Annotated in this window: 14 protein-coding genes; 7 read left to right on the top strand and 7 right to left on the bottom strand. The window is 47.6% G+C overall.

Annotation, left to right across the window (positions count from 1 at the left end; translation table 11 throughout):
• Nucleotides 1–9: 9 nt before the first annotated feature.
• Nucleotides 10–177 (bottom strand): hypothetical protein, encoded by a 168-nt coding sequence (locus MHH92_RS06120; protein WP_200869404.1) that lies wholly within the window; start codon nt 175–177, stop codon nt 10–12.
• Nucleotides 178–507: 330 nt separating this feature from the next.
• Here MHH92_RS06120 and MHH92_RS06115 point away from each other — a divergent pair, with 330 nt between their 5' ends.
• The 6 genes from MHH92_RS06115 to queF all read left to right on the top strand — a co-directional run bounded on the left by MHH92_RS06115 (nt 508) and on the right by queF (nt 4635).
• Complete coding sequence (locus MHH92_RS06115) at nt 508–963, top strand: hypothetical protein (RefSeq protein WP_036611459.1); 456 nt, start codon at nt 508–510, stop codon at nt 961–963.
• Between the two features lie 18 nt (nt 964–981).
• A complete protein-coding gene (locus MHH92_RS06110) occupies nt 982–1686 on the top strand; it encodes an AIM24 family protein (RefSeq protein WP_036668803.1) in 705 nt (234 codons plus the stop codon).
• Between the two features lie 373 nt (nt 1687–2059).
• Nucleotides 2060–2740: a 7-cyano-7-deazaguanine synthase QueC gene (gene queC, locus MHH92_RS06105; RefSeq protein WP_253509410.1), complete on the top strand. Its 681-nt coding sequence runs from the start codon at nt 2060–2062 to the stop codon at nt 2738–2740.
• On the top strand, nt 2737–3228 hold the full coding sequence (gene queD, locus MHH92_RS06100; RefSeq protein ID WP_036611465.1) for a 6-carboxytetrahydropterin synthase QueD: 492 nt from the start codon (nt 2737–2739) through the stop codon (nt 3226–3228). The genes queC and queD overlap by 4 nt, the downstream gene beginning before the upstream one ends.
• Entirely contained in the window at nt 3221–3994 is a 774-nt protein-coding gene (queE, locus tag MHH92_RS06095) for a 7-carboxy-7-deazaguanine synthase QueE (RefSeq protein WP_253506183.1), read from the top strand. Before queD ends, queE begins: the two co-directional genes overlap by 8 nt.
• Nucleotides 3995–4143: 149 nt before the next feature.
• Nucleotides 4144–4635: a preQ(1) synthase gene (gene queF / locus MHH92_RS06090; protein WP_076251365.1), complete on the top strand. Its 492-nt coding sequence runs from the start codon at nt 4144–4146 to the stop codon at nt 4633–4635.
• 153 nt (nt 4636–4788) lie between these two features.
• Here queF and MHH92_RS06085 read toward each other — a convergent pair whose 3' ends face one another.
• Complete coding sequence (locus tag MHH92_RS06085) at nt 4789–5001, bottom strand: hypothetical protein (protein ID WP_211085724.1); 213 nt, start codon at nt 4999–5001, stop codon at nt 4789–4791.
• A 253-nt stretch (nt 5002–5254) separates the two neighbouring features.
• On the opposite strand from MHH92_RS06085, the gene MHH92_RS06080 reads away from it, so the two are divergent.
• Nucleotides 5255–6529: an MFS transporter gene (locus tag MHH92_RS06080; protein ID WP_047841924.1), complete on the top strand. Its 1275-nt coding sequence runs from the start codon at nt 5255–5257 to the stop codon at nt 6527–6529.
• A 422-nt stretch (nt 6530–6951) separates the two neighbouring features.
• Here the strand turns inward: MHH92_RS06080 and MHH92_RS06075 are convergent, their stop codons facing one another.
• The 5 genes from MHH92_RS06075 to MHH92_RS06055 form a co-directional block, all read right to left on the bottom strand.
• Nucleotides 6952–7440 carry a YbaK/EbsC family protein gene (locus MHH92_RS06075; RefSeq protein ID WP_253506180.1) on the bottom strand — a complete coding sequence of 163 codons (489 nt, stop codon included), beginning with the start codon at nt 7438–7440 and terminating at the stop codon, nt 6952–6954.
• Between the two features lie 58 nt (nt 7441–7498).
• On the bottom strand, nt 7499–8344 hold the full coding sequence (locus MHH92_RS06070; RefSeq protein WP_253506178.1) for an EcsC family protein: 846 nt from the start codon (nt 8342–8344) through the stop codon (nt 7499–7501).
• Nucleotides 8345–8539: 195 nt separating this feature from the next.
• On the bottom strand, nt 8540–9520 hold the full coding sequence (locus MHH92_RS06065) for a glycoside hydrolase family 43 protein (protein WP_253506176.1): 981 nt from the start codon (nt 9518–9520) through the stop codon (nt 8540–8542).
• A gap of 562 nt (nt 9521–10082) precedes the next feature.
• Complete coding sequence (locus MHH92_RS06060) at nt 10083–11498, bottom strand: arabinan endo-1,5-alpha-L-arabinosidase (RefSeq protein WP_253509409.1); 1416 nt, start codon at nt 11496–11498, stop codon at nt 10083–10085.
• 56 nt (nt 11499–11554) lie between these two features.
• Nucleotides 11555–12397, bottom strand: coding sequence for a carbohydrate ABC transporter permease (locus MHH92_RS06055; protein ID WP_036611483.1), 843 nt, complete (start codon nt 12395–12397; stop codon nt 11555–11557).
• Nucleotides 12398–12405: the final 8 nt, after the last annotated feature.

The following is a 12405-nucleotide window of genomic DNA, read 5'->3' as shown; positions in this document are numbered from 1 at the left end:
AGTCCCAAATTAAACAGTAGGATGATCGATTCCCATTTTGTGTAAATATTGTACACCATCTGCTTCGTTTACCGGTGCATAGGTGACACTGTCAATGACCAGCTTACGCCCTACTGGCTCTCCATTAACAGTGATCATAATTGTTTTGGTTGATGTGTTCTGATCTGCTGTATACATATGTTTCTACTCCTTCATGTTCACGATCTTATATTCAATCGGATATATTGGTATCGTTCATTAAATTGCGCATTTGTGAATAGCATGCACCCGGAACTGAAGTAAAAGATCTGTAAAACGGTCCGGTATGCTTGCCTATCGTTCTATTACCCCGCAGATTTGTAAGCTAAACAGCCCTGTTCCTAAATAATTTTATATATTTCGGGTAATAAAACGATATCATCTTGAACCCATCGTCCCGGTTTTGACGTATAATGTAAGAGCCGTATTTCAACAATAGACGACGAATTCGGCGATTGATCTATCTAACCGAAGAAAGAGGTGTTAACGATGCCAAAATCCATTCAGGGTTATTTCATTCGGGTGTTATTCACCACATGCATTCTATTTACCGTTTCGATCGCTTCGACAGTAAGTGCAGCCAGTGCCAATATTTTTACGGATATATACAGCGGATGGGAGCGAGTCTCCGAACTGCCCGGAGAAGTGAACGCTCTGCAGGAAAGTTATAAGCAAACGATGGAGCAATTAAATCAAACGTCTGCTCAGTTGGGACAAGCCCAAGCCAATGTCGAAGCATTTAAGACCCAGAACGAACAACTGCTGGCTCAGAACCAAAAACTCACTGAAATGGTAAGTAAATTACAAGACGACCAGAATGCCAAAGCAGCTACCACCAAACGAATTCAGACGACGATCATCACTGTCGTTTCTCTCATATTGGGTTACTTTGTTCTGATTCGTGTAATGCGCTGGGGAATGCGTCGCCGTTCCGGCCGAGTATAAAAGAACAGGAGCAACTGCATGAACATACACCTGAACAATGCTGAAGCAGGCGGAGCAGGACAAGTCGTCACATTTTCACTGATTAAAGATGACCGACTTCATATTTTGCATCCGCAGCAAATTGTGGCCTTCCGCGGTCCGAGTGGGAGTCGCAATGATAAATTCATGAATATCACGGGCATATATCGCAAAAAAAAGCTGATTAAATCCGAAATCACCGGACCTTGCCAATTTGTGGCTGCCCTGCCTCCCGGATTCACGATGAAGGAAGTGGAGCTCACGGAGGACAGTGATCTGCTCTATGACTTCCGCCACCTGTTCTTCTACTCTGATGGTGTAACCATGCATACCAAAATTCAGAAAATCAAAAACATGCTAATCACCCGTGATGCAGTGAAAATGAAATTTTCCGGCAAAGGCAAAATCGGATTGCTCACTCAAGGTCAGGTCTGCCAACAGGAACTTCACCCAACAGCGCCGCTCTATGTGGATGCTGGTAGCATTATTGCCTATCCCGAAAATGCACATCTGGAACTCACCGTATATGGTAACAACCTTGCCAGTCAGCATATGAATTATCATTGGAAGATGACAGGACATGGATCTGTACTCTTTCAGGCGGGACGTGAGAATCACCGCTTGGAACAGGATCTTAACGATGAGGGACTGTTCAAACGAATTCTGAAAGAAGTGATCCCTTTCGGCAATGTATTGATCAAATAAGCTGTTAGTTGATGGAGCCGACCAATTAGCTGCCACTATGCTCCAGTGGGGTGGTCACCACACCGTTTCATGTTATAATGGTTCAGACAATTGAAGAAGAAAATCCATGCCTGTGGCATGGGAGAGGTTCGCGAACTCCCTCTATAAGACTTGACCATGTGATGGTCAGTATAAGTCTTGCGTACACATTGCGGTCACCATGCAATCATGTACGTAAAAAACTAAGGACACTTACTCTTGCCTGCTTTTTTGAAGCGGTTATCGAGAAGGTGTGTTTTTTGATGGATGCCAGTTCATGAACTTCTCTGTTCTTCCGACACTCTATGCCTATGTGCATGGTTTGATCTCAAGAAGATAGAGAGGTTTTTTTATGTTGAACGAAGAAAAAGCAGTCGTTGTATTCAGCGGCGGTCAGGATAGTACCACGTGTCTGTTCTGGGCCAAACAACAGTTTGCCGAAGTAGAGGTCGTTACGTTTGATTATGGTCAGCGCCACAAGTTAGAGATTGAATGTGCAACAGAGATCGCACGTGATCTGGGCGTACAGCAAACGGTACTGGATATGAGTCTGTTAAATCAGCTTGCCCCCAATGCGCTCACTCGCACGGATGTGGAGATTACGCATGAAGAAGGTGAACTGCCGAGTACATTTGTGGATGGACGGAATCTGCTGTTCCTCAGTTTTGCAGCCATTATGGCCAAGCAAAAAGGAGCACGTCACCTGGTTACAGGTGTATGCGAGACGGATTTCAGCGGATACCCGGATTGCCGGGATTCATTTGTGAAGTCGATGAATGTGACGCTTAACCTGTCCATGGACTATCCATTTGTCATTCACACCCCGCTCATGTGGCTGGACAAAGCCCAAACGTGGAAGATGGCCGATGATCTCGGTGCTTTTGATTATGTACGTGAGCGTACTCTGACCTGTTATAACGGCGTGATCGGCGATGGATGCGGAGATTGCCCCGCTTGCAAACTTCGCAAAGCCGGATTGGATCGTTATGTACAACAACGTACTGCTACTGAATCGGCGGGAGTGGATGTACGATGAGAGAGCCGGGAACATTCCGTATTGTTGAGCATCTGCAACGTATCGGAGAAGATATTCTACCCACCCAGCTGCGCTATCACCGCAAACGTGTGCTTGTAAGCAAAGAATTCACCTTTGACGCAGCACATCACCTGCATTGTTATGAAGGCAAATGCAAGAACTTGCACGGTCATACGTATAAAGTTATTTTTGGCATCAGCGGTTATCCGGGTGAAACCGGGCTGACAGTTGATTTTGGACATATCAAAGATATATGGAAAACTCAAATTGAAGGATATCTGGATCATCAGTACCTCAACGAGACACTTCCTTTAATGAATACTACGGCTGAAAATATGGTCGTTTGGCTGTTCGAACAGATGGAACATGCGCTCCAGACGGAGCCCTATGCTGGGCTGACCGATGGTGGGCGGACGGAGTTTGTCCGACTCTTCGAGACACCCACCAGTTACGCGGAAGCGAGACGGGAGTGGATGATCGATGAGTAGTGTGACACACCAGGTGAATGAGACGGGATCTCGCAAAGAGGCTCGTATTCCCGTGATGGAGATTTTTGGTCCGACGGTTCAAGGCGAAGGCATGGTCATCGGACAAAAAACGATGTTTGTTCGTACCGCCGGCTGCGATTATCGCTGCTCCTGGTGCGACTCGGCCTTTACCTGGGACGGCAGTGGCAAGGACCTGATTCGAATGATTACGCCAGAGGATGTATGGGCAGAATTGCGCCGCGTTGGCGGCACCCGTTTCTCCCATGTTACTATCTCTGGCGGTAATCCCGCCCTGCTCGCTTCGCTGGGCGGATTGGTTGCCCTGCTGCGGGAGAACGGCATCCGCACTGCGGTGGAGACACAGGGCTCCCGCTGGCAGCCTTGGCTAGCGAACATTGACGAAGTCACCGTCTCGCCCAAGCCACCGAGCTCCGGCATGGACACGGATTGGGCCGTGCTGGATGATCTGATCGGACGGCTGGCCGCTGGCCCGGTAGAACGAAGTCACAGTCTGAAGATCGTGATCTTCGATGAGACAGACTTGGACTATGCCCGCCGTGTGCATGCACGGTATCCGGGCACGGATTTATTTTTACAAACCGGGAACCCGGATGTGACTTCCGCCGATACGCCAGATCTGGCGTCCTCACTGCTTGCTCGTTATGAGTGGCTGATCGACCAAGTCAGTGCCTCCGATGACCTGAATGATGTTCGTGTGCTTCCACAGCTTCATACGTTGGTATGGGGCAACAAACGCGGCGTTTGATAGGCAGTATGGGTGGAATGGGCGGCATGATGTAAGGATGAGGGCGAAAGGTCCTTAGAAAATAAGAGAATTCAATAGGCAAAAAAATGCCTATTCATATATACCGCGAGGCTTCGGCTTTGACGGAAACAAGGAGCGTTTAATAACCGATGAGACAACCTGATGAAATGCAAGATGTGACGTTGCTGGGCAACCAGAACGTTAAATATACGTTTGAATATGATCCAGGAATCTTGGAGAACTTTGATAACAAACATCCGTACCGCGATTATTTTGTGAAATTCAACTGCCCGGAGTTCACCAGCCTGTGCCCGATTACGGGTCAGCCGGACTTTGCGACGATCTATATCAGCTACATTCCTGATATCAAAATGGTCGAGAGTAAATCACTCAAGCTGTACCTGTTCAGCTTCCGTAACCATGGTGATTTCCACGAGGATTGTGTGAATATTATCATGAACGACCTGATCAAGCTGATGGACCCGCGCTTCATTGAAGTATGGGGCAAATTCACACCGCGCGGCGGCATCTCCATTGACCCGTATACGAACTATGGTAAGCCTGGAACGAAATACGAGCAGATGGCCGACCACCGCATGATGAACCATGATATGTACCCGGAGACGATTGATAATCGTTAAACTGGCGGGTAAATAAACTCTGCTATAACTAAAATAAATTATAGGACACAGAAAAGCCGAACTCTTCAAAACCTGAAGAGATCCGGCTTTTTCTTTGTTTAGTATACACCTGTATGAGACTAAGTGTCTCAACGCAATTGGATCGCAGCGCATTCAAGTAGACTGATCTTCCTTTAGTTCTCTGACTTTTTTGACGTAATGTCTCAACATCAGCACACCAATCGATTGAAAAATGATAAATATGACGATGGCAGCAGATAGAGATTTCGGTGCAACATAGACAGCCTGAAACGTTATTACAGCCATATACAAAATAGTCATCACCAACTCACGTTTGGCGGATTCATAAGGTGATAAGGATTTCATATCCATCCCTCCTCTATCCTTCTTACACATAAATATGGGTCTTCTTACAGTAGATGCTAAAGTAATACGTTTATTTTGTAAATGTAATGTTAGAAACAAACACCTCAGAAATAAAGTTGAATTCATCAACGTTTTCCCTTGTTCCCCTTGTCGGTCCAATCAATCTATCCTATTATGTAACAATATGCTTACACGCATATATTACAACATCAGGCGCTGATCCCTCGTGACCGCGACCAAAGGAGAATTGTACATGTCTACACAAACCTCATTAACCAAGGACGCCACAGCGCGTTCGAAAGCCCCACCCGGATCGGATGCCCAAAGCACCGTTTACCGGATACTCATCGCAATAAGTCTGGTTCATCTGTTCAATGATTCGATCCAGTCGGTTATTCCCGCCATTTTTCCGATTCTGAAAGACTCTATGCATCTCACGTATACTCAGATCGGATGGATCTCATTTGCTATTAACTTTACCGCTTCCATTATGCAGCCTGTCGTAGGCTGGTTTGCTGATAAAAAACCGACACCATCTATCCTGCCCATTGGCATGGGTTTTACATTTACCGGCATGTTGCTGTTGGCTTTCGCTGACAGTTATATGGCTGTCCTGATTTCCGTTATCTTTGTCGGTCTAGGTTCCGCCGCTTTCCATCCGGAAGGTTCACGGGTATCCCATATGGCTGCTGGTCAACGCCGTGGACTGGCACAGTCCATCTTCCAAGTTGGTGGTAACGCCGGGCAGTCCCTTGCCCCATTGCTTACACGCTGGATCTTTATCCCGTTTGGACTGTTCGGTGCCATTGGATTTACAGGCATTGCTGCCATGGGGATTGCAGTTCAGATCTACATAGCCCGTTGGTATGGACGTATGCTGCAATCGGGAGGATATCTGCGTAGACAGGCTGCTGCCCGTCGTGCACCCAATCCTGCTTTGCGCAAAAAGATTACTGCCGCCATTACGCTATTGATCTTGCTCGTCTTTGTTCGTTCCTGGTATATCGCTTCCATTGGCAGCTTCTATGCGTTTAATCTGAAAGATACTTTTGGATTGTCCACAGAGGACGCGCAGATCTATATCTTCTTGTTCCTGGCTGCCGGAGCACTGGGTACGTTCTTCGGAGGCCCCTTGGCGGATCGATTCGGTAAACGTAACCTGATCTTCCTGTCCATGGCTGGAGCTGCTCCGCTGGCTCTGTTGTTGCCCTATGCGAATCTGTTCTGGACAGGCGTACTGCTAACCATTATTGGTTTTATCATGTTATCCAGCTTCTCGGTTACGGTTGTATACGCGCAAATGCTGATTCCAGGCAAAATCGGAACGGTCTCGGGCCTGATCACAGGTCTGGCATTTGGTATGGGAGGCCTGGGTGCACTTGTTCTGGGCAACTGGATTGACGTTTTCGGTGTATCACCCGTAATGCAGATGTGCAGCTTCCTGCCCCTGCTCGGGATCTTCACGTTCCTGCTTCCATCCGATAAATTACTCAATATCTGGGCGAAAGAAAACGGTAGTGAAGAGTAAAAAATACATCAATAGGTGCCCACTTTTTATTCTATATTAGATCCAATCCTTACGTGGCAGCATTGCCCTTATAAGACGTTATCTTGCGCTAACGAACCTGACAGCACTTATTTGAACGAATACTGCCGATTTCGCAATCTAAAGAATCTGAGGAACGCTATTCCCGAGAAAAAGGCCGAAAACCTTGGAATGTGCGTGTGAAATGCAGAAATAACGTGTCTGAGATTCTTTAGAAATCGGGATTAGTGAAATATCGCCCAGTAGCGTCTGCTGAGTTCGTTAGATTTCACTTTAGTCACCTGCATTTACAGTATGAATAAAAAGTCCAACCATAACAAAAAAGGTTCCCGCCATCTCTGTATATACAGAACGGCAGGAACCTTTTTGTTATATATGTTTTTCTCGTATTTAGCTTCAACCGTTTATTCCACGTCACACATGACAACGCTGCTACCTTGAGCTGTAATCAGTTCCTTCACATCTTCAAATTCAAGGAATACCGTTGCCGTATTTTCCATGGGATGAATCCCAATTTTCTGACCAACTAAATCCTTGTCAAAAACTACGGTCACGTTTTTCTGCATGTTATTAAACACTCCCATTGGATTTACATGGCCCTTTTCCAATCCGAGTAACTCCAACAAATCCTTTTCACTGGCAAAACTTAATTTGCGACTAGGTATCTTTTCGCTTAAACTTCTCAAATCAACGGACTTCGTTCCAGCAATCGTCACCAGATAATAGTTGCGCTTCTTGTCGTCACGCAGAAACAGATTTTTAACGATATGTTCTGTATACGGAATCTGATAAGAGAATATTTCCTCCATCGTGTATACTGCGGGATGTTCAATACTTTCGTAAACGATATTATTTCGATCTAAAAGATCATAGAAACCCTGTTTGTTTAACATATCAAATTCAACTCTTTCAATATAAATATTCTTCTATAATATAACTTCTTCTGTAATATTACTTCAAACGCTGAAGGATCAGCCGTTTTTTGTACAGCATTTTGCCTGCTTCAGCTACATCTCGAATTGTATTTTTGTTGCTCACCGAACCAAACACCATGCCTGCAATCGGCACGAGTTGGAACAGCTTCTTCCAGCCAAAAGATTCACTGTAGGAGTTAAACACTTCCCGCCACCCCTGCATCTGCGATACCACTTCAATTGGCTTGTCCGGATCGTCGTAAACGGCCAGTTCTTCAATGATCGCTTTCTTGCCTACAATATCAGCGGAAGAGAATTGCAGACATTTGACAATAAAGATGCGCTCCAGCGGCTCATCTGGATCATAACCGTAACATAGAGCCATCTCTTGCAGTACCTTCAAGGAAAGCCCCATCACCATCGGAATATCTGCCGCAATGGTTACAATGCCTCCAAAACCTGTAGCTGCTCCCTGAGCAGCGGCAAACTTGGTTCGACTCTCGGTGATGTTATCAGCCACCTGGTCCAGCACCTGAAGTGGCAGATTCTCTACACTATGGATTTTCGCTGTCCCCTCCGATTCAGCATCCTGCTCCAGACGATCGGTCGTGTCCATCATGGAATAACCGGACTTTTCGGCTTCCTCTTGCAGCAGCTTGGCTACTTTTTTCTTCTGTACGAGGAACTTGCCCCCATTCTGCACATACTGACCCACGTCATTCAGGGAATCTCCGATCTTCTGTTTCAACGCTTTAGGCATCACTTTATCCAACATCGCAAAGGGCAAACGCCCGATTTTATCCCAAATAAACAAGTCTTTCTGTTGTTTCTCCCATTTCAAAATCTGTTCAAGTTCCTTGTCCAACGTCTCGCGTGAATCCATATGTGATCCTCCTAATAGGTTCTGCATCGTAATCTGTATCTTTCTCATACGCAGAAATCATCGTTGTGGTTGCTTTGTTTTGTGTCCAGGATACATATGTTCAGGCCACTCTAACTTATCGTTCACATACAGAAGAGCCCTTAATCAGCATCAATCGCTAACTAAGGGCTCTCGTATGAAAGGTTACACGACCTCTTATTTTGCTTCCGCTACTGCGCTGCCATCCGGTGCCGGAACACCGAAGTCAGGTGTGCCATCTTCACGCCAACGAATCACTTGAGCACGGGCGTGACGGTTCGGATCATACAAGGGATCACCCTCAATGTCTTTGTAATTACGCGCATGATAAATCAGAATATCGGTCTTGCCATCCGGCGACACCGTAAAGCTGTTATGGCCAGGACCGTATTGGCCGTTCGCTTCACAAGTCTGGAATACCGGCTTGGGTGATTTCACCCAGCTGGCCGGATCAAGCAAGTCGGCATTTTCATCTGCGGTGAGTAGACCCATACAATAATTGTAATCAGTCGCGCTTGCCGAGTAGCCGATAAACAAGCGCCCATTCCGATGCATCACGGCTGGGCCTTCATTCACCTTAAAGCCGATGATTTCCCAATCGTACTCAGGCGTAGAGATCATAACCTGTTCGCCGCGTAGCGTCCATGGGTTCTCCATTTCGGCAATGTACAGGTTGGAGTTGCCCACAATATCAGGATCTTTCTGCGCCCAGACCAGATAGCGAATCCCCTTATGTTCAAAGGTTGTTGCATCCAGCGCAAATGATTCCCACCGTGTGTGTATCTGTCCCTTTTCTACCCACTCTCCTTCGAGTGGATTCGCGGAATCGTTCTCCAGAACATACATACGGTGATCGAACAGACCTTCGTTGGTCTCACTGGTGTGAGCCGCAGCATAGTGTATGTACCATTTGCCATCGATAAAATGAATCTCCGGTGCCCAGATGTTGGCACTCATTGGCCCCGTGTCACGCTTGGTCCAAGCCGTTACCGGCTCAGCATCTCTTAACTCTTCCAACGTCTCTGCTCGCCGGATTTCGATCCGGTCAAAAGCTGGCACGGAAGCGGAGAAATAATAGTAACCATCTGTATGACGGTACACCCATGGATCAGCGCGTTGCTCCAGGATAGGATTAGTAAATGTAATAGAATCAGTCATGGGAATGCTCCCCTTTCAAATGTTGTTTGGCTCGAAGTTTAGGGATGTAACCCAATTGCGAAAAAGCGAAAACCCTTTTGGGGTGGTGCACAGCGGACGTTCGGGGGTGGCAGGGCCTTGGTGCTCTCTTGTCCTCCGATTTCTCTTTCCACCGCTCCTGGCGGTTGAAATCGGATGCCAAACTCGCTCCTGCGGCTCCTTCCTCCCCCTCACTGCTTGTGCACCATCGGAGCAGCAGCTCGCTCTCACCGCGCTCGCTGGGTTACAACTCAACTTCGAGCCTTTTTTGTGGCTCGGTCTTATGGGGTTGACCGCTTCGCAGGGTCAACTCTCCCCATGTAATGCAGGGCTGGCCGCAGAGCTATTGGCCAACTTTGTCATACACAGCGGACGTTCGGGGGTGGTAGGGCCTTGGCGCTCTCTTGTCCTCCGATTTCTCTTTCCACCGCTCTTGGCGGTTGAAATCGGATGCCAAACTCGCTCCTGCGGCTCCTTCCTCCCCCTCTCTGCTTGTGCACCTTGGCGCAGCAGCTCGTCTCTTTTCTCTCTCGCAGCTCGCTCCTTATTCCTCAGCTGCGCTGATCTGCTTGCCCCAGACCGCCACACCGTGGTCATTGAGGCCTGTTACCACCAGCGCGGGCTGGCTTCGCTCCCAGTCCCAGGACGGGAGCAGTTTCAGCTCTTCCGTGGAAGCTCCGCCCCATGGGCTTTCTTTCCACTTCAACGTCAGTGTTTGTTTGTCATCAAAGGTCCAGGCCCCTGAACCTTTTTCACTTTTAATTTTACCGTTGCTTGTTAGGGTATAAGGCACGGCTTGAATCTGCCCGTCCACGGACGGATCAAGCGCCATACCTTCCCACTCCCCCGCAATCATGGATTTCGGAATGTCCTGCGCTGTCTCACCTGCGTAACGTTCAGGTGAAACCACAGGCCAGCCATCCTTCGTCCATAACATTTTGCGTACATGCAGATAGGGCCAGTTTTTATCCGTCTCGCCCCGTGCATGATGCACGATGTAATAATCGTCTCCGTCCTTCAGAACGGAGTTATGTCCGGGCGCAACCCAGCCCTCGCCTTCTGTGAAGCGATAACCGCCGAGAATTTTGGTGCCGATCTCATATTGCGGCAGATGATCCGTATCCAGCATGTTCATGCCGTTCATATCTGTGTACGGTCCTGTGATTGAATCAGCACGCGCAACTCGCACGTTATAGTCCTCGAATAAGGAATCATAGGAGACGAATAGATAATACTTTTTGAACTCCGGGTTATACACAATGTATGGACCTTCCACTGCGCCCTCTTCAGTTGCACGATCCCGAGCGGCAATGCGAGTACCATAACCCTCGTCCTTGAATTTCCCGGTATCGGGATCAAGTGGCGCAATGTAGATGCCGTCAAAGAATGAACCATATACCATCCACGGATTGCCTTCGGCATCTACGATGGGATTAGCATCAATGGCATTTAATTTGTCCTGTTCATTCGCAGAAGTTTTCACGACCAGTCCTTCATCTGTCCAAGGACCTTCGGGAGATGAGGATGTCTGAAGACCAATAGCCGACTGGGTACTGCCAAAAGAAGAAGCCGAATAATACATCCGATAGGTATCGCCAGCCTGGATCACATCCGGTGCCCACAGATTGACCGCACCTGTCCAGTCCAACGCTTCTTGCGGAATGCCCGGCAGAGCCTGACCTACCCATTTCCAGTTAATCAGATCATCTGACTTGCGTACCATGACGCCGGGTTTCGCTTCTCCTGCTACACGAACGTCTGTGGAGTAGACGTAGTATCCCTGGTCTGTTTTGATAATGGCCGGATCATGCGCATTGTTCACCGTCCAGCGTGATTCATCGTCCAAAATGGAAGTGTCATACAACTGAGTATCTTGAGGAGCTTCAGGAAAGACGGGACGGGACACCGTTTCTCCTGCTCCAGAACAACCAGTAGCTCCAACAACCAACAATAACAACATGGAAGCAACCACCCCTCTCTTCGAAAATGTCCATCCTCGGAATTTCTTCCGCTGATTCATCCCTTCACTCCCGAAATGGCAACCGACTCAATAATCTGTTTCTGGAAGATCAGGAAGATGATTAATACAGGTAACAGAGCCACAATCGACGCCGCCATAATAAGTGGATAATCCGTCTGGATCGCATACGTGGCATTAAAGTTTGCTATAACGAGCTGTAACGTCTGCTTCTCCGGTGAATTCAGATAGATAATTGGTGCCAGATAATCGTTCCAGATGCCCATGAACCAGAGAATCAGCTGTGCAGCAATCGCCGGTTTGATAAGTGGAAACGTAATACTGGAGTACAGCCGGAAGTAGGAACTTCCATCGATTTTGGCCGCCTCAATAATTGCATCAGGCACACTAAGCAGGTATTGGCGCAGGAAAAAGATCATGATTACGTTACCGAACAGGCCTGGAACAATCAGTGGTAACAGCGTATCCACCCAGCCCAGCTTTGCAAACATGATGAATTGCGGGATCATGACTGTCGGATAAGGAATCATCATGGATGCCAGCAACGCGAGAAACAGTTTGTTTTTGTGCGGGAATCTTAATTTGGCAAAGGCAAAGGCCGCGATACTGGACGTAAACGTACCCACCACCGTTACACTTACCGCAACGATGAGGCTGTTTTTGATCCCGCTGAGCAGCGGTCCTGCTTCCCAAATTTCTTTATACTTTCCAAATTGGAATACTTCAGGTATCCATACAGGCGGAAGCGCGAACACATCCTGCTTCTCCTTCAATGACGTGGACAACATCCAGATCAGTGGTGCAATCATCGCAATCGCACCAATCGCGAGTACGATAAAGATGATCGAGTTTGTTAATTTCCTCTTTTGACTGTAAGACATCTCCGGTT

Origin of the sequence: Paenibacillus sp. FSL M7-1414, from assembly GCF_038003195.1 — a bacterium.
Lineage (GTDB): Bacteria > Bacillota > Bacilli > Paenibacillales > Paenibacillaceae > Paenibacillus > Paenibacillus amylolyticus.
The sequence above is the reverse complement of the archived record's forward strand: the minus strand, read 5'-3'. Positions and strand labels throughout refer to the sequence as shown.